This window comes from Ruegeria sp. AU67, from assembly GCF_900312795.1.
In the GTDB taxonomy this organism is placed as follows: Bacteria; Pseudomonadota; Alphaproteobacteria; order Rhodobacterales; family Rhodobacteraceae; genus Ruegeria; species Ruegeria atlantica.
Map to the genome: position 1 here is coordinate 31458 of NZ_OMPH01000025.1, position 18523 is coordinate 49980.

Annotated in this window: 15 protein-coding genes; 6 read left to right on the top strand and 9 right to left on the bottom strand. The window is 57.6% G+C overall.

What is annotated here, in order from left to right:
• Position 1 precedes the first annotated feature (1 nt).
• Together DK510_RS12460 and DK510_RS12465 are read left to right on the top strand one after the other, a co-directional pair.
• Positions 2–478: a hypothetical protein gene (locus DK510_RS12460; RefSeq protein WP_109312366.1), complete on the top strand. Its 477-nt coding sequence runs from the start codon at positions 2–4 to the stop codon at positions 476–478.
• Positions 475–1410, top strand: a complete 936-nt coding sequence (locus DK510_RS12465; protein WP_109312367.1) for a polyprenyl synthetase family protein — start codon at positions 475–477, stop codon at positions 1408–1410. The genes DK510_RS12460 and DK510_RS12465 overlap by 4 nt, the downstream gene beginning before the upstream one ends.
• On the opposite strand, the gene DK510_RS12470 is transcribed toward DK510_RS12465, so the two are convergent.
• Together DK510_RS12470 and DK510_RS12475 are read right to left on the bottom strand one after the other, a co-directional pair.
• Positions 1411–4692, bottom strand: a complete 3282-nt coding sequence (locus DK510_RS12470; protein ID WP_109312368.1) for an adenylate/guanylate cyclase domain-containing protein — start codon at positions 4690–4692, stop codon at positions 1411–1413.
• Between the two features lie 33 nt (positions 4693–4725).
• Complete coding sequence (locus DK510_RS12475) at positions 4726–6513, bottom strand: FAD-dependent oxidoreductase (protein ID WP_109312369.1); 1788 nt, start codon at positions 6511–6513, stop codon at positions 4726–4728.
• Positions 6514–7202: 689 nt separating this feature from the next.
• On the opposite strand from DK510_RS12475, the gene DK510_RS22815 reads away from it, so the two are divergent.
• Entirely contained in the window at positions 7203–7349 is a 147-nt protein-coding gene (locus DK510_RS22815) for a hypothetical protein (RefSeq protein WP_160116512.1), read from the top strand.
• Between the two features lie 330 nt (positions 7350–7679).
• Here the strand turns inward: DK510_RS22815 and gph are convergent, their stop codons facing one another.
• Entirely contained in the window at positions 7680–8339 is a 660-nt protein-coding gene (gene gph, locus DK510_RS12480) for a phosphoglycolate phosphatase (protein WP_109312370.1), read from the bottom strand.
• A gap of 225 nt (positions 8340–8564) precedes the next feature.
• Between gph and hemP the strand changes: the two genes are divergently transcribed.
• Entirely contained in the window at positions 8565–8732 is a 168-nt protein-coding gene (gene hemP, locus DK510_RS12485; protein WP_081894606.1) for a hemin uptake protein HemP, read from the top strand.
• Positions 8729–9205: a hypothetical protein gene (locus tag DK510_RS12490; RefSeq protein WP_109312371.1), complete on the top strand. Its 477-nt coding sequence runs from the start codon at positions 8729–8731 to the stop codon at positions 9203–9205. Before hemP ends, DK510_RS12490 begins: the two co-directional genes overlap by 4 nt.
• A 51-nt stretch (positions 9206–9256) precedes the next feature.
• On the opposite strand, the gene DK510_RS12495 is transcribed toward DK510_RS12490, so the two are convergent.
• The 6 genes from DK510_RS12495 to DK510_RS12520 all read right to left on the bottom strand — a co-directional run bounded on the left by DK510_RS12495 (position 9257) and on the right by DK510_RS12520 (position 17578).
• Complete coding sequence (locus tag DK510_RS12495; protein WP_109312372.1) at positions 9257–12322, bottom strand: aminotransferase class III-fold pyridoxal phosphate-dependent enzyme; 3066 nt, start codon at positions 12320–12322, stop codon at positions 9257–9259.
• Between the two features lie 15 nt (positions 12323–12337).
• Positions 12338–13210 carry an NAD(P)-dependent oxidoreductase gene (locus DK510_RS12500; RefSeq protein ID WP_109312373.1) on the bottom strand — a complete coding sequence of 291 codons (873 nt, stop codon included), beginning with the start codon at positions 13208–13210 and terminating at the stop codon, positions 12338–12340.
• 97 nt (positions 13211–13307) lie between these two features.
• Entirely contained in the window at positions 13308–13697 is a 390-nt protein-coding gene (gene cueR / locus DK510_RS12505) for a Cu(I)-responsive transcriptional regulator (protein WP_109312374.1), read from the bottom strand.
• The gene (locus DK510_RS12510) at positions 13694–16174 is read right to left on the bottom strand and encodes a heavy metal translocating P-type ATPase (protein WP_109312375.1); all 2481 of its coding nucleotides are present in this window, start codon (positions 16172–16174) and stop codon (positions 13694–13696) included. Before DK510_RS12510 ends, cueR begins: the two co-directional genes overlap by 4 nt.
• Before the next feature lie 307 nt (positions 16175–16481).
• Positions 16482–17102: a pyridoxamine 5'-phosphate oxidase family protein gene (locus tag DK510_RS12515; protein ID WP_058275310.1), complete on the bottom strand. Its 621-nt coding sequence runs from the start codon at positions 17100–17102 to the stop codon at positions 16482–16484.
• An 11-nt stretch (positions 17103–17113) separates the two neighbouring features.
• Positions 17114–17578: a nuclear transport factor 2 family protein gene (locus tag DK510_RS12520; RefSeq protein WP_109312376.1), complete on the bottom strand. Its 465-nt coding sequence runs from the start codon at positions 17576–17578 to the stop codon at positions 17114–17116.
• Positions 17579–17879: 301 nt separating this feature from the next.
• On the opposite strand from DK510_RS12520, the gene DK510_RS12525 reads away from it, so the two are divergent.
• The gene (locus DK510_RS12525) at positions 17880–18443 is read left to right on the top strand and encodes a TetR/AcrR family transcriptional regulator (RefSeq protein WP_109312377.1); all 564 of its coding nucleotides are present in this window, start codon (positions 17880–17882) and stop codon (positions 18441–18443) included.
• The last annotated feature ends 80 nt before the right edge of the window (positions 18444–18523 follow it).

Sequence of the window (18523 nt, forward strand, 5' to 3'; positions counted from 1 at the left end):
GATGAATCAAGACGATGGATCATCACGCAATGAGTTTGGGAACCCCGGCTCGATTGACGATATGGTGGAGATGTATCTGGAAGCGCTTGAGGGTGTTCTAGGCTCGCTGCGGGACTACAGCGAAAAGGGTGCGCGGGTCGAACCCGACGTGATGTTTCTGCTTGCACAGGCACAAGCGCGTTGGCTCAGTTCAGCTTTGCGGTACTGGCAGCAGATTGCGACCATCGTCTCGACCCAAGGGACAGACGCGATCGAAGCAACCATACCCAGTGCGGATGGCCCGTCATTGGAGGCCAGACAGCTGATCGTGCTGGACAAGGCCCGTGCCGTGTTGCGCGAAATATCGGATCTGTCGCTGAGCGAGGCAAAACTGTTGCAACGTGATCTTATGGAAATCGAGGCTGAGCTTCGCAAGTCAGTCGGCCCCGAGGGTGACGACCGGGAAGGCCCCCATCGCTATGCAAAATCCAAACCATGAATAACGAAGGTGCCCGCGCCGATTGGGTGATACCGGAACTGGGATTTGAGTCTGAGACCGAACGGTTGCGCACTGCCATCGGCGCGTGGGTTGAATCTACACCCGAGGAGATGCGGCCGCAGTTGGAAGAGCAGTTTCTGGCCGGCTCAAAGTATTTTCGCCCATTGACCATCTTTGCCTGTCAGACGGCTGTCGGCAGCGAGGAGATCACGGATGAAACCATACAGGCAGCCGTAACGCTTGAGCTGTTTCATAACATGACGCTGGTTGTGGACGACATTCTGGACCAGTCGGACGAACGGCGCGGCAAACCGACCATGCACACGGCCTTTGGGCAACTTGCGGCGCTGATGACGTCCGGGTTCATGGTTGCGGAAGGCTATCGGATGATGACGACCGAGCCGCAGGTGGTCGGGTTGTTGTCCGAGCTAATGTCCCGGCTTGGCGCGGCCGAGATCGCGCAGTGGAACAGCCGCACGATGCCGCGCGGGGTCGAGGATTGGCGCAAGCTGGCGCAGGAAGACACTGGTTCGATGTTCGAGGTCGCTGCTTGTCTCGGCGACCGTAGCGAGGGGTTGCGCCATTTCGGTGGTCTGCTGGGCACCCTGTATCACGCCTGCGATGACGTGTCCGACGTGCGTGGAACTGAAGCCCTGGGTGGCGGCGGTGAAGAGGACATTCGCGACGGGATTCTAACCCTGCCGGCCGCGATAGCTGTACGCGAACCTGCAATTGCCGAGATGTTCCGCGATCCGAACCCGGGCAATTACGACGCGCTGGCCGAGGCCTTTCGCGCCGCTTTGCCAGAAGCCGAGGCCGAACTGGACCGGATCGCTGCAAGGGCGATAGCTGAGGCAAATCGATTTGCCCGGAACCCCAAAAAGCTGATCACACTTGTGGATCGCACGCGGGCTTTGGGCGAAGCCCGCTGATCACAAATAGGCGCGTGCCGCTTTCAGATACTGGCTGTCGAACCCTTCTTCGAACTGCGCCACCAGCGGTTCGACAAGCGCGCGTTGTGCGTCTTTCGCGGGCTGCAAAGATGCCAGACCCAGTGCCGCGCGCAGTTGCCATGCCAGCGCGGAACGGCTTTCGGCCGCGTCAAATGCAGCGCGATAATGTCGCTCTGCGCCACTGGTATCGCCACGTTTCTGCGCCAGTTCCCCTTTGACCAGACTCAAGTCAAGGACGTGGTTCAGTTCGCCTCCATCTTGCAATGGTTGGTCTAGCCCGTCCAGAACACGTGCGGCATCCTCGATCCGGTCCTGCGCCAGCAGCAAGCGCGCGTGATTGGCTTCGAAGCAGACGCGGTGGTAATGGACACCAGCATTCTTACAGGCAGCAACAGCCGTGGCCGTGATCTTTTCGGCCTCTTCCAGTTGACCGAGTTTTGCCATCGCCCGGGCGCGCCAGAACGATGCCCAGACACCCAGGAACCTGTAGCCATATTCTCCGGCAACCGCGCTGCATTCTTCGGTCAGGTCCATGACCTGTTTCCAGTCACCGTTCCAGTCGTGAATGCGGATCACACCGTTGGACAGAGCATAGACAAGCGAATAGGGGTCTGGCAGCGACCGGGTGTAATTAAGGATGTCGTTGCCGACCTTCACCGCCTGATCCGGGCGGCCCAGAGACCAAAGCGCCGCTGCCCGGAAACATTCTGAGATCACTTTGGGCTCTGCGGCCGACAGGCGCGGCCCCGGCTGGTCCCAAATGCCTTCTTCATAAAGCTGCAGCACCCGTTCGCCATAACGCACCGACTCGGCGTAGTCGCCACGGTTGAAATGGGACCATGCCTGCATCGAGGCGGAATAGACTTCATAGCGGGCATTGCCGCTGCGCGTCGCCTCGTCAGCAAGCGCCGCAAAGGTCTCGTGCCCCGAGCTTACATCGCCACGCATGGTTTCAAATGCCCCGATGCCGTAAAGAACCGCAACGCGCAGGTCGGGGTCGTCAACATCCACAAACAGCTCGCGGGAACGCTCAAAAGCGGTCTGTGCCTGTGGCGAGGCATAGCTGGTCGCCGCAAAGTGCACGACGCCGATGGTTGACTGCAATTGCAGCTCCAACTTGGCGCGATCAGCCAGGTCGTCGACCTCGCCGACATATTCCAATCCGTTGCTAAGCTGCGCCAGTGCCTCCTTCATCGAGGCCCGGCTCCAGGCAGATTTACCAGCTGTCAGCCAATAGGGAACTGACCGGTCGCCCAGACCGGCGGCAACAAAATGGTTTGCCACCTGTTCCGGGCCGGACTTGCAGCGTTCGGGGAATTTTTCTTCCAGTGTTTCGGCAATCTTGCCATGCAATTGTTGCCGCCGCCGCCGCAATATGGACCGGTACGCGGCCTCCTGAATCAAGGCATGGCGGAACATCAGGCTGTGACCGGTTTGGTCCGGGTATGCGAGGTCTGCGTCACCCAGTTGCGAAAGCGAGTCTGAGAGCTCGGGCAGCGGAGTTCCGGTCACCTGAGACAGCAGGTCGACATCGAATTCCCGGCCGATCACGGCCCCGATCTGGGCGTATTCGCGGGCGGCCCCCAACTTGTCGAGACGCGCCATCAAACTGTCTTGCAAGGTTTCAGGCACCAATTCCGCGCTGTTTCTGGATTCTATCGCAGAGCGGGTCAGTTCTTCGGCGAAAAGCGGTACGCCATCCGACCGTTCCAGCAATTGCTGGCGCTGTTCGGCCGAAAAGGCATCCGATCCTGTCATACTGTCCAGCAGCTCTTCGACTTCGGCAGGCTTGAGGCGCGCCAGTTCCCAGGTTTCCAGGTGATCCACCTGCCAGTCATGAGTAAATTCCGGCCTACAGGTCACAAGCAGCAGGATCTGGCAATCGGCGAGTTTGGCCGCAAATTTGGTCAACAAATCCAGCGATGTAGGGTCGATCCAGTGCAGGTCTTCAAAATGCACCAACAATGGTGCCCGCTTGGACAGAACGATGACCTGCTCGATCAGCATGTCGATCGTGCGGGTCTTTTGCAACTCGGGCGAAAGGTTCAGCGGCGGATACCTGTCACAGGGCAGCGAAAACAAAGACGCCATCAGCGCGCGGGCTTCGTTTAGATCGTCTTCGGCGACGACAAGTTTTTCCAGCTTGTCCAGTCGGGCTTCGCTGTCATCGTCCTCCTTGAACCCGAGCACGGTTTCGATCTGACGGCGGATGGGGTACAGGGCCGTGTTCTCAAAATAGGGTGCGGATTGCAGGTGAAGAACGGTGGCACCTTCGCCTTTGGCCTGATCCACCACTTCATACGTGAGGCGGCTTTTGCCGATGCCAGCCTCACCTGAGACAAGGCAAACACTCCCCTTCTTAGATTTGGCGTCCTCCCAGGCCGACATCAGGCGCGTTCGTTCCGGCGTGCGCCCGACCAGAGGCGTAAGCTGCCGCCGTGCCGAGGTAACGGCGAACCGGTCCTGGCGCTGTGCTGTGGATATGACACGCCACGCCACCTGGCCGGGCTCAAACCCCTTCAGATGGATGTTTTCCAGCGCCTCATAGACGAACATATCCCCCAACAGAGACTGAGTTCTTTTCCCAATGACAATTTGCCCTGGCTTTGCCAGACCCTGCAATCTGGCTGCAAGGTTGGGCGTATCGCCGGCCACTGCTGAGGTTGAGTTTACCCCGTTCTGGTCAAGATCACCGGCCACAACCAACCCGGTTGCAATGCCAATGCGCACCTGTAGGCGTTCACCGGCTGCAGTATCCAACGCGGCGACGGCCTCGACAATTTCCAAAGCCGCGCGGCACGCGCGTTCTGCCGCGTCCTCCTGCGCAACCGGGTAGCCAAAATAGACCACAACGCCATCGCCAAGGTATTGGGCCACGTGCCCTCTGGCCTCTTTAACCAATTGCGAGACCGTATCCTGATACAGCGCCATGAGGTCGCGATAGTCTTCGGGATCAAGCCGCGCCGACAGGGCGGTCGAGCCGACCAGATCGCAAAACATAATGGTGAGGTGTCGCCGTTCGGCGCTTTCCTCGCCCGTCATGGCACCGCTGGGTCTGGGCTGCGCCGCATCCGGTTTCAGCGCGGTGATTGCCTTGCTGATCTTGAGTCGATGACCCAGCACCGTGACACCCATTTCTCTGAGATGGTCGCCGGTCACATCTTCAAGAATGTCCAGGTCGATGCCGTTCTCATCAAACAGTTCGGTGTATTGTGGCAGGCCAATTTCGTTCAGCCATGCCGCAATCGATTTAGTAGTCATCAGTCGTCTCTTACTCGTGCGAGGTATTCTTGGTTACTTTTTACGGGGCTTGCCGTCTTCTGTATAGTTCCAGAACATTGGACCCAGGCCCAAAGTCTTTTCGTTCCACTTACTTGCAGGCAGCCAATCCGTAAACAGTGAACCAAGGTCCTCGGGATTCGGTGTGAATTTCGACTTCGGAAACTTGAAGTCCTTCGGCGGCCATAGCTTATTAATCCCCAGCGCCTTGTCCGCAAGCGTCCAAGCTTTTGCACTGGCGGCATAGGGTGCCCAGGCGATCTTGAGGGTCTGAAACATCTGGCTGGGATAAAAATCGGGTGTGATCACTTCCACTGGTTTACCCGCATCGCCTTTGTCTGGTTCTCTCTGCGCGGCCTGACGTACGCCTTCGGCCGCGATCAACCCAGTTGCACAAGCGCCTTCGACAGTCGAGACATCCGCGAAATTCCTGACGTAAGTCCCGGCAAGAAACAGGTTCTCGAACTTGGTGTTGACCTCGGGGCGATGTTCCCAGCTGCCGGTGAGATTGGCGAAAAGCTCTTCGCCAGTATTTGTATCGACCGAAGTCTGGAACAGATCGATATCCGCCTCGGTTATCTCTAACTTGGCAGTGATTTCTCGCAGAATATAGTCGATTGCGGTTTTGGGATTTTTGAGATCTAGAATGAGGTTCTGGTTTTCGTCCCGGCGTTCGGGTTTTACAGACAGAAGCGATTTGAAATCCGAAACTGTCACATAAAGGAAGGTGTTTTTGAGGCCCCACGTCGCCGAGTAGTTGAGGAACGTCATCTCATAGGGTGTATCCATGAACACCACCACATCCGAAGGGATGCCGGGCAGTTTCCGCTTGAGATAAAGCTCGACCGACGCCATCGGCTCGGCCTCCAGGTATCTCAGCTGCCCAAGATCCGGATCGGCGTTGTAGAGATCATCAGTTACCATTGAGGCCATCGCACCGGGGGTGATGCTGATGATCACATTCTCATCGCAGACATCCACTTCGATGTCTTTCTTTGCGATCCCCCATTTGGGGTTAACTGATGGCGATTTGGTTACCTTGTCAAACACCAGCCGTTCGATCCGAGTGCCGTCTGCGTTGGGATGCACTTCGCGAATTCGGTGGCGGTACTTGAGCTCAAACCGGTCTCCGAACTGATCGAGCTTTTTGTGGAAGGGATCAATCAGAGTTTCTTTCTTGGACCCATCAAACAGCCAAAGCTGCGGAACCGGAACGCGGTTGCCGTACTTCAGGAAGGTTTTGTAGCTGCGCGCCGAAGCTTGCCAGCTGTCAATCGCCCACACGGTTTGCCAGATCTTCTCATGAAGCTTCGCCACAACATCGGTGCAATAGGGCCGCCCGCGCAGCCAGCCGTTGAACGACATCCGGTCAAGCTTGTCATCTTCACTGTCCGGGATCGAAAGCAGATCGACCATCGAATACATGAACAGGAAGAGTTCAGCAGGCGGCGCTGCGCCACCGGTGAGGTTGCGGTAAAAATCCTGAATGCCGCCGGGGTTCACCATTTCGGGCATGTTGTCGAGATCACCGTCATAGAGGAACTTGAAGGCTTCGCGTGGTGTGAAGTTGTCTTCAATTCCCAGGTCTTCTGCGACCGACCAGAAGTTGTAATACCAATTGCACAGCATGTGATAGCTATGTTCGCGCGGATAATCGCCGTGGTCGTGCTCCTTATGGGACCGCAACATTCCACCAATGAAATTGTCCTGCTCATACAGCGTGACGTGGTATCCCCGCTCCAACAAACGAAGAGCTGCGGTGAGCCCGGCGATCCCGGCCCCGACGATAGTTACCTTATGCATGCTCACTCCCTCGGTTTTCTGCGTCACAAGCCTGCAAACCCAGACCGGTGCCGTCAAAACTTATCTAAGGTTACGCTGCTTGAGCCATCAAAGGAAACTATTTCAGAGTGTTGCAGGAAAATGATCCGCGGGACGAAAGGCAACGGGATGTGTCACTGCCGTGAAGCAAGTTTGCTTTGGCAAGGGTAGGGGGCTGGGCTGCATCAGATACTACAAGATTCAAAGGCCGAGACTTAGGGCCGACGATGTTCCCTTCGATTTGACAGAGCTCGTGAAATTGCAACAGCAGTTGGCAGCCGAGCCACCAGTTATTAATCTGCGCAAATAACCGTCTCGGCCCAATCGAAATGTAGTTTGTTCAGACAGACGGAGCTATCAGAGCTGATTGATATGACTTGAGGGCCGGCTTTGAACAAACCAAACCCACAAGGCCAGACACAGTATTTCCTGGGCGCCCGGTTACGCTGATACCGCCGATGATGGCAGCTGTGCCGAAGATTATGGGCGGCCTTTTCTGCCACGTGGTTCGTAAAAAACAAATGGATGCTCTTTCTTCGGGCCGGGGCAACTAAGGGAACCGCCTCGTTTTTGACCACTCTGTTTCTACGGGGGCGACTATTACGGTCGCAAGACGAACCTTTAAGGGGTGGGTCCGAGGCGGGCCGAAGCCCGTGGCGTTGACTGGGATCATGTCACGGCTCGAAGCTTTCTACCGGTTCTCGATTTCACCAGGCCCGCAGACCACACCGTCTTTTCAGTTCATTGAAGACCAAATGCTGAATCTGGCGCAATCCAGCGTCTCCCTGATCGACCTGCGGGCGCGGATCGTTTTGTGACGAAAACCTGGCCATTTTTTCGCGGCAAGCGGCGCTTGGAGCAGAGTTTGTCGCCCCTCAGGTGGATGATTCGTGTGGTCACCCGAGTGTCAAATCGTTTGTTTTCGATTTTTTTGTAATATTCGCCATAAAAATGGGATAAATTTCAATTATTTACATCCATCTACGGGAAACCCCCAATTCCTGAAGGCAGGTCGATTCGTTAAGGTCAAATCATCCAAAGAGTTACTGCGGACAATACCACTTTTCCCCGATGAGGGGCTGGCTACTTACCCCCTCGGCCGGCCCCTCAACCGCCTACCCAAATCCCCCTGCCAGCAAATTTCTCCCCTATCCCTGCAATGCCTCCAGGACGAGTGCGGGTAGTTTATGCGTGTCATCGTAGCTCAACCTGTGTGGGATCTCTTCCACCGGAGTTTTTCGGTAGCCTTCCGAAAACAAAAGAAAGGGCACGTTTGCACGGCGCGCAGTTTCGGCATCCACTTCGCTGTCTCCGACATAGAGCCGGGGTCCAGCGTTGGCGACCGCGTTGAAGCTTGCCTCAAGGTGCACGGGGTCTGGTTTGCGAACGGGTAGTGTGTCGCCGCCAAACACTGTTTCGAAGTGATGCGCCAGATCCAGTGCGTCCAGAATATGACGTGCGGGTGCCTCAGGTTTGTTTGTGCATACGCCCAGAACGCAGCCCATTTCGCGCAGTTGCGTCAGAGCTTGCGGGACGCCTGGGTAAGGGATCGTTTTGTCGCTGGAGGCGGCAGAGTAATGGGCGAGTGTGAGTTTGGTCAATTCGCTATGCTGCTCGATCGGCAGGTCGTGATGGCGGATCATGCGTTCGACCAGTTTTGGCAGGCCGTTGCCCACAAATTGTTTGATCGTGCTTTCCGACAACGGGTCGATGCCGATATCTAGCAATGTCCGGTTGGCGGCCGCTGCAATGTCCGGAAGACTATCCACCAGCGTTCCGTCCAGGTCGAACATGATTGTTGCGGTCATCGGTTTCCCCGTCGGTAAATGCGCGTGAGCCAGACCTAACCTGCATAAAATCCTTGCGCAATCACCCCACATCCGCGGTTTCCATCGAATAGGGTTGACATACCTGACTAAATTAATCAGATTAACGGAAAGACCCCCTCAGCCAACCCAGTTCGGGTCAGCCATATTGTTGAAAGCGCGAACAAATTAAGGCCCTTCGCCCGAGAACCTACTGGAGTTGTCCTGATGAATGTGCAGACCCCGAATCCCAGCCAGTCCTATGCGGTGTCCATGCTTCCGGCACATAAGGCCGAAGATCTGACCAAGGGTGGTAACCTGGCCCATATCGAACTGGGCGATCAACTATATACCTTGCGTATCACGCGCGCCGGCAAGTTGATCCTGACAAAATGAGCACAAATTCCTCGCGCGGTGGCGCTGCGGTTGGGCGTCTGTCCGACCTCAGCCCAATCGAAGCCGGTGCTGTGATGTATCTGCGATTGTGGAGCGAAAGTCCCGAGGCCCGTTCGGATGCTGCAAGCGATTTCGAGATCGCTCTTGGTCTGGATCAGGGGCGGGCTGCAATGATGACGCTGGATCGTTTGTGCGGGCTGTGTGCCCATCACGGCCGTCGCCCGTTGGTGCGGCATGGTCTTGGCTGTTCCTGCCTTGGTGCAGATGAAAACTGTTTCGCCCAGATGATTGCTGCCGCCTCGGAAGGGGCGCGTGAAGACGCGATGATGATGGCAACGCTGATCGTTCGACCAGACTTTGCCCCGGCACTGGCGTCACTGTCCGAAGAGATGGGTATGGTGCTGCGCCGGATGACTGCGTCAGTACCCTTGCCGACAACCGGGCACAAAACCCCCTCGGCCGTGCTGCATTAAGCGGCAGGCGGCTTCAAAACCCCGACTCTGGCGAGCCGGGGTTTTGTTGTTTCAGCAGCACCCGCAGCCCGCGTGATGATGATCATGATCGCAAGTCGGGGCAGGGGCAAAGTCACCGACTTCGGACAAAACCTCGCGCAGGGTCCAAAGGATCATGTCGACGTCTTCCGCCTCGATGGTTAAAGGAGGGCGGACTTTCAGGATGTTGTCCTTGGGTCCTTCGCTGCCGATCAGGATACGGTGATCGCGCATCCGGTTCTTGACGTAACTGCAGATTTCGGTGCCCTCGGATCCGTCTGGATTGATCAGCTCCACACCAAGAAACAAGCCCATGCCGCGCACGTCACCGACACAGGTGAAATCAGCCTCGATCTGTCGGAGCCCATCCATCAGCTGCCCACCCATGACACGTGCGTTGTCCTGAAGGCCTTCGTCATCGACGATGTCCAGCACCTCTTTGCCGATCCGGCAGGACAAGGTTGAACCGCCAAAAGTCGAAAAGAACTCGATCCCGTTGTTGAAACTGTCGGCGATGGCTTTGGTCGTGACCAGTACGCCCAACGGATGCCCGTTTCCGATGGGTTTGCCCATGACAACGATATCCGGCAACGCACCCTGGTGTTCAAAGCCGAAATAGTAGTCACCAAGGCGACCGAGACCCGTCTGTACCTCATCAGCGATACAAACCCCGCCGGCCGCGCGGATTTTTTTGTAGACGGCTGGCAGATACCCTTTGGGTGGGATGATCTGGCCGCCAACCGAAGGGAAGGTCTCGGCGATGAAGCCGGCCAACCCTTGGCCTTTATCCTGTAGCGCGGCAATAGCCGGATCCACAAGATCGGCGAATTTCCGTACCCGGTCAGGATCATCGCGCTTGAATGAGCCCCGGAAGTCGTCTGCAACCTCGACCAGTTCGACCCAATCGGCCTGACCAATCCCGCCCGGTTTGTTGAACTTGTAGGCAGAGATCGCCACCGCCGCATTCGTATTGCCGTGGTACCCGTGGTCAGGCGTTACGATGCCTTTGGCCCCGGTATGCGCGCGCGCCAGACGCAAGGCTAGCTCGTTGGCCTCGGTGCCCGAGTTGACGAAAAAGCACACCTCGAAATGATCCGGTAGCTTGGACAGGATTTTGTCAGCAAAGGCTGTTTGCGCCGGGTGCAGGTAGCGAGTGTTCGAATTCATCCGCTTCAACTGATCCGCCGCCACCGATTGAATGCGCGGATGCGCGTGGCCCACATGGGGGACGTTATTATAGGCGTCCAGATAAGGACGGCCCCATTCGTCGAACAGATGATGCTTCCACCCGCGCACCAGCATGACCGGATCATCGTAGGTCAGGGATAGGTTGCCACCGAAATGGTCATGCCGACCTTGCAGGATCGCCTGCTTGTCGGTTGGGCGATAGAACACTTTTTCGTCCGGCAGGTTCAATAGCGCTGCCGGGTTGGGACAAACGGCGTGCCACAACTCCATCTCGTCTGGGTCGCCGACACCGGGCCAGTCGTTCTGCATCCCGTCAGTTGTCAGGGCCAGTTGGAAATGCACATGCGGGGCCCAGCCGCCATTCTGCGTGGCGTCCCCCAGCCGTGCAAAGGCCGCACCCTGCGCGACCGGATCGCCCGGTTTCAGCCGGTCACAGACCTCGGGGTCGAGATGACCGTAGAGCGTATAGAACGGATCACCCTCGGGTGTTTCATGGTGCAGGATCACTACGCCGCCATAATCCAGATGCGTATCGCGGTTTTCGACTGCCTCGATCCGGCCACTCATCGGTGCATGCAAAACAGTTCCGTCAGGGGCGAATACGTCTACGGCCAAATGCACCGTTCGCCTGTCAGAGGCCTTCCACGGTCCTTTGCGGAACGCCGGCTCGGCATAGATCAGGCGCGGTTCGTTGTAGTAACCCAGCCAAAGGCCTTCTCCGAACTCTTCGCCCACGCGCGCGGCTTCGTCTAGCGGCATGTGGAACGGGTTCTGGGGCCAGGTCGAGTTTTCAACCGACAGCGATCCCATCGGAACATCGCTCAGGTCCTGCTCGAACATCTGCGCGAATTGTCCGCGATGCTCGGACAGATAGGCGTGGATGCGTTCGGCCCCGTCGGTCACCGGCAACCCGCAGGCCGCGCGCAGCCGGGCGGACATCAAGCCGCCATTCATCGTATCGTTCTCTAGGAAGCGCCACGCAGGGGCCTGACTGATAGTTACATAAGGATCGTCCGGATTGTCCGCGGCCATCAAGGTCGAGTTGACCACGGACACGGCCAGCCGCATCCGCAGCAGCGGCCAGATCAGATCGACCTCGTCAGCACGCAGGCGATTGGCGGCGTGATAACCACGCACCAACGCCGTCAATGCCCGCTCGGGTTTTGGGTGGTCCAGAACGATATACGCCCCGGCAATTGCCAGATCGCAGATACGCGGTGCGGCGCACATATCACCAAGATCGATCAAGCCAGAGACGGTTTGCCGCTGACCCAGTTCACCGTCGACCAATATGTTGTAGTCGTTGGCATCATTGTGGATGGCTTGTTTTGACAATCCAGCCAGAAGGCCCGAGATGGCATCGAATTCAACGCAAATCTCTGACAACATCGCCCGCCGTGCAGGATCGGCAATGGCGTCCAGCTTGTCCGAAATCCAGCCCGCTTGTGTCAGATCCCATTTGAATTCCGTGCGGTGCAGCCCGTCATGGTTAAACCGTTCCATTGCCCGGTCGGTTGCCCCCAGAATGCGGCCCAGTTTCAGGATCAGTTCTTCGGATTTCGGCGCAGCCTTGGCATAGCATTGGCCGGGCAGGCATTCGAGCAACCAAACCAGTCGGGGCTGCCCATCTTGATCAGAGATTTCCGGCAGCAGCGCACCGTTGATATCCGGAAAAACACTGGGAAAGGGCAGTCCCGGTGCCTCGGCGTCCACGTGTTTCAGCGCCTTGATCTGCAGGTCAATGAACTCTGCCTCGCAACCCGCGCGCATGACTTTCAGTACGTAGTCCTGACCATTGGTTGCCTTGACCAGAAAGTTGAGGTCATATTCGCCGTCCAGCCGGTTCAGTTTGGCCTCAAGCCCCCAATGGATGCGCAGGGCGTGGGCCCAGAATTCGGTCAACTCGGTCATCAGTGCGACGGTCCTTTAATCCAGCGCGCGCAGGCGTTTGATCAGCGAGGATGTGTCCCAGCGTCCGCCGCCCAGTTTCTGAACGTCCTTGTAAAACTGATCGACCAGAGCGGTCACAGGCAGCGAAGCCCCTGTTTCATTGGCCGTATCCAGACAGATGCCAAGATCCTTACGCATCCAGTCCACCGCAAACCCATGTTCGAAATGGTCATCCAACATTGTCTCATATCGGTTTGCCATCTGCCAACTGCCTGCCGCGCCCTGACTGATAACTTCAACAACTGCGCGGCCATCAAGGCCCGCCTTCTCGGCAAAGTGCAGCGCTTCGCTGAGGCCCTGCACCAGACCGGCAATAGCGATCTGGTTGCACATCTTGGTCATCTGACCTGCACCGCTGTCGCCGATACGACGGCATATCTTGGAATAGACCTGCATAATCGGTTCAGCCGCGTCATACGCCGCCTGATCCCCACCGCACATAATCGACAGAGCCGCGTTTTCTGCCCCTGCCTGACCGCCCGAGATCGGAGCGTCCACAAAAGCGATGCCTTTTGTTTGCCCAACTTCGTACAACTCGCGTGTCACCACGGCCGAAACAGTGGTGTGATCAACAAAGGTCGCCCCATTGGACATGCCGCTGAATGCGCCGTCTTCACCTGTACAAACCATCCGTAGATCGTCGTCATTACCGACACAGGCCATGACGAAATCTGCACCCTGCGCGGCCTCTCGGGGCGTTGTCGCCATGGCGCCACCATGTTGGGCGACCCAAGCTTCGGCCTTAGTGGCGGTGCGGTTGTAAACGGTCACCTCATGACCTGCGGCCTGCAAGTGACCGGCCATGGGGTATCCCATGACGCCCAGACCCAGAAACGCGACTTTTGCCATTTGGAGATCCTCTCTGCTGTCCGGTACCCGTCTTTTTCAGCGGGCCGGATTGTTTAGCAGAGACAAAGCAAAGCTGCGTCCAAAGGGCAACCCCGCGTCACGCTTTGCCGCCCAAATCCTGTAGGATCGGGCAATCGGGTCTGTCGTTCCCTGCGCAAGCGTCGATCAGATGGCTCAGAGTGTCCCGCATGGCGTTCAGGTCAGCGATCTTGGCTTCGATCTGAGCCATATGCGCGCGGGCCACCTTTTTGACATCGGCGCTGGCACGGGTTTCGTCCTCGTACAATGCCATCAGCGTCCGGCAATCCTCGATCGTGAATCCTAAGGCGCGCGCGCGGCCCAGAAAATTCAGTTTGTGCACGTCCTGACTGCGAAATCTGCGGTATCCGTTGTCATCGCGCAGGGGCTTTACCAGGCCGATATCTTCGTAATACCGGATCGTCTTGGCGGGTAGGCCGGTCTGGTTTGAAACATCGCCGATATTCATGAGGTCACCGTTTGCGTTGCATGGCCTTGCGGGGTGTCAGGCAGGCTGGCCCGGACGCGCCGCAAACGCAGTGCATTCGAGACCACGAAAACACTGGACAATGCCATGGCCCCAGCCGCGAGGGCGGGGGACAGCAGATGGCCGCCAAAGGGGTAAAGAACACCTGCGGCAACCGGAATGAGCAAGATGTTGTAGCCAAACGCCCAACCGAGGTTCTGCTTGATGTTGCGCATGGTTCTGAGGCTGATCTCGACCGCGTTTGCGACGCCGCGCAGATCGCCCGACATCAGCACCACATCCGCAGTTTCAATCGCTACATCGGTGCCGGTTCCGATGGCGATACCGATATCCGCCGAAGCCAACGCCGGGGCATCGTTGATGCCATCCCCGACAAAGGCCAGTGCGCCGAACGTGTCGCGCAGCGCATTGATCGCGGCAAGCTTACCATCGGGCAGCACTTCGGCCGTGACATGATCAATGCCCAGCTTGTCCGCCAGAGCCTGCGCCGTCCGGGCGTTGTCGCCTGTCACCATCGCCAAGGTTAGCCCCATTTCGTGCAACCGCCCAAGCGCCTGCACAGTGCCGGGCTTGATCGGGTCCGCGACCGCAAGCATCGCCGCCGCCTGACCGTCGATGGCAACAAACAAAGGGGTTGCGCCCTCTTCGGCGCGCTGGTTGGCCTCGGCCATCAGGTCCGTGACGGTTATGTCGTTCTGCTCCATCAATCTGGCCGAACCGATCAGCAACTTATGCCCCTCGACCACAGCTCGAACTCCCAGCCCCGTGAGAGACTCAAATTCTGATACCTTGGGCAATTCAGATGGTCCGGCACGAGTGATGGCAGTGGCAACGGGATGCTCTGACCTTGCCTCGACGGCGGCCGCCAAACGCAGAACACTGTCGCGGTCAAAGCCGTTTGCAGTCGTAACACTCTCCAGTTCCGGCCGGCCCAACGTGAGTGTTCCGGTCTTGTCCAGTGCGACCACCTTGGCTTGCTGCAACTGCTGCAACGCATCGCCTTTGCGGAACAGCACACCCAATTCTGCCGCGCGGCCGGTGCCGACCATAATTGAGGTTGGTGTCGCAAGGCCCATGGCGCAAGGGCAGGCGATAATCAGAACCGAGACGCCGGCGACCAGCGCCAATGGCAATGCCGGTTCCGGGCCGACGAACATCCAAATGGCGATCGTCAGCAGCGCAACAGCCATCACAACGGGCACAAATCGCCCAGTAATCCGGTCGACCAGCCCTTGGATCGGCAGCTTCGCCCCCTGCGCCTGTTCGACCATGTGGATGACCTGCGCCAGTACCGTATCGGCACCAACGCGCGTTGCGCGTACCCGTAGCGCTCCGGTGCCATTCACCGTACCGCCAACGACCTGATCCGATGGCGACTTGCCCACCGGCACCGGTTCGCCCGTGATCATGCTTTCATCCACATAAGAGGTGCCGTCCAGAACCTCGGCATCTACGGGAACTCGTTCGCCCGGGCGGATCTGCAGGGTATTGCCTACTGTTATGTCGGCGATGGGGCGATCAATGAAATTTCCGTCCTGTTCGACCCGCGCTGTTTTGGGCTGCAGCCCAACCAGCTTGCGGATCGCGGCCCCGGTCCTGCCTTTGGCGCGCGCTTCCATGACCCTGCCCAGCAGTATGAGAACCACGATGACAGAGGCGGCCTCGAAATACACATTGGCGCTACCCTGCGGCAGGATCTGCGGGGCGAAGGTTGCGGTGACGGAAAACAAATAGGCGGCCCCCGTTCCCAAGGCGACCAGCGCGTTCATATCGGGCGATCCGCGCATCAGTGACGGGATCCCCTTGGCATAGAACACGCGCCCGGGGCCAATTAGTATGGCCGAGGTCAGTGCGAACTGGATGAGGTGGCTGGTTTGCGTGCCGATTGTGGCCTGGACCCAATGGTGGAAGGCCGGGATCATATGCCCGCCCATTTCCAGAATGAATACAGGCAGAGCCAATACCGCTGCGAAGATCGTCGTGCGGGTCAGCGCATGCGCTTCGTCGGATTTCGTGTGGTCTGTTTGGTCAGCCGTCATGCTGTCTGCCACGCGCGCAGGGTATCCCGCTGCCTCAGACAAACTGGCCAGCTTTTGCGGGTCGGTGGCCCCGTCGATAAACGTGACCACAGCGGTTTCGGTCGCAAGATTGACTTGTGCGTCGACGACCGCAGGATCAGCGGTCAGCGCGTTCTCGATCTTTGCCACGCACGAGGCGCAGGTCATCCCGCCAATTTTCAGGGTCGTCTGCTTGCTGGCCGCCGGGTACCCGGCATTGCTCAGGGCGTCAGTCAGTGCGTTGATCGGCCCGGTATGTGTGACCTGCGCCGTTTCGGTCGCAAAGTTGACCGAGGCGTCGGTCACTTCTGGCACCGATTGCAATGCGGCTTCTACACGCCCCACGCAGGACGCGCAGGACATGCCCGAGATTTTAAGTTGTGTTGTTTGCGGCGTAGCCATGCGACTCGTCCCGATGTGTTATCTGCCCTCCAAATGGGGGTTCCAGTCACGGGAAGGTCAAGAGGTATCGCGGATTTTCTTTTTTTCAACCCGCGCGTTGGCGTCACCTGTTCGCAAACATTTCTAGCAAGAGGGAGTTGTAGGTATCCGGTGGCGGCGATCTGACGGCCTCGGGGGAGGCAAAGAACGCAAGAGACATTGCGGCCGTGGTCAGCGCAATGCCTACAAGAATGAAACCGGCCATATTCAATGAAGATCGCGACATGGGCAAAGTCCTGGTTCGAGAGGTTCATCAGGCGCTGTTGGGTCAGGACTGTTTTGCCAGCTCTTGCTTCAACCTGTCATTTTCGGCCTGAAGTTGCGCCAATTGCTGCCCTAGCGAATTCAGATGTGGGCGAAGCTCGGCCTCGGTAAAGCGGGGCGTGATGTGGCGCGGGCAGTTCCAGTCCAGCGCTTCGACCCGGATGATCACGGCGCGTTCAGCCGGGGCATCGGCACCGTCAGGATATAGGCTGGTCGTGGCATCTTCGCCCTCGGTGAACGCGACCCGGCCAAGGATTTTCAGGCGCCGCCGATTGGCGTAATCCATCAGGATCATTGCAACCCGGTCATTTCCATCCAGGTTGCCGCGCGAGATATACTGTTTGTTGCCCGAAAAGTCGGCATAACCGATTGTCTGCGGTCCCAGAACTTTGAGAAACCCGGTCGGTCCGCCGCGGTATTGCACATATGGCCAACCCGTTTCGGACACGGTGGACTGATAGAACCCGTCCCGCGCTTCGATAAAGGCCTTTTCAGGCTCGCCGATTTCGTGGCCTTGCTGCGGGCCACTTTCGATGAATTTGGCATAGGTCTTGGCAGACCCCATCCGTTCCTGATGGGCGCGGACGGCAGGGGTGAAGGTCAGTTCGGAAAAGGCGCGAGGCATGAGATGTCCTTTCAAAGTCCCAGATCGGACAGGCTGGGGTGATCGTCGGGGCGAGGGCCTTGCGGCCAGAAAAACAGACGTTCGGTTTCCGTAATCGGCAGGTCGTTCAGCGATGCGTGGCGTTCGGCCATTCGACCATCTTCGGCAAATTGCCAGTTTTCGTTGCCATAAGACCGAAACCACTGACCGCTGTCGTCACGCCATTCATAAGCATAACGAACCGCAATGCGGTCACCGGAAAAGGCCCATAGCTCTTTGATCAACCGATAGTCCAGTTCCTTGTGCCACTTGCGTGTCAGAAAGGCATGGATGTCTGCATGACCGCTTAGGAATTCTGCCCGATTTCTCCACTGGCTGTCTTCGGTATAGGCCGGGGTCACGACGTCCGCATCACGGCTGTTCCAGGCGTTTTCCGCCAATCGCACTTTTTGCGTTGCGGTTTCCAAGGTGAACGGGGGTAGAGGAGGACGGTTCATGCGCGGGTCTTTCAGGTCAGAGAAGCCGCCATCAAGGCGATGGTCAAAAGAAGGGGGATGTACTGGTGCGAGAGAGGTCTGGTGCGGGGTCTCATATGTTCGTTCCTGAGTTTACTGATCGGTACGCTATGTCTTAAATGTGTACAGATCGGTAACCTTTTTCAAGTGTTGAGTTGGATTTATTTGACCGTGCATTTGAGTCTCCTAAGGGGAGTAAGTGAAAACAGCAGTTTAGGCTGTGTCTGTTGCAGCCATCGCTGCGGTGCTTTATGTACCGATCAGTACATACAGGAGCTGACAGATGCGCCCGAACAAACGTGACGAGCTGGTCCGCAAGGCATTGCAGGTCTTCTATCGTGACGGATTTCACGCCACCGGCATGGACAAGTTGGTGGTAGAGACGGGCGTGTCCAAAACGTCGATGTACAAACATTTCCGTACCAAGGAAGAGCTGATCCTGGCGGCGCTGCGGCTGCGAAACGATAATTTTCGCGAATGGTTCATGGCACGGATTGATGCACTTGCCGATACGCCTGCCGAACGGTTGATCGCCAGTTTCGATGCGCTGGGCGAATGGTTCCAGGAGGACAGCTTTCGCGGATGCATGTTCATCAAAGCGGGCGCAGAGTATCAGGAACAAGATCACCCAATCCATGTGCAAGCAGCCGAACACAAGCATCTGATGCTCGAGTTTCTAACCGATTTGGCCCGCAAGGCAGGCGCACGTAATCCCGTTGCATTGGGATGCCAGCTGCTGCTCTTGCAAGAGGGCGCAATCGTAACGGCCGTCCTGGTAAAAAGCTGCGATCCAGCGCGAGATGCAAAGGCAGCGGCACTGGTTCTGCTGGACAATGCCCTGGCTTGACCGGGTTTAAACCTGTGAACGTAAGGTCTTGTGCGAAAAAGACGTTGCGTAGCAATCCGGTGGATGGGTTGGTTTGCGCG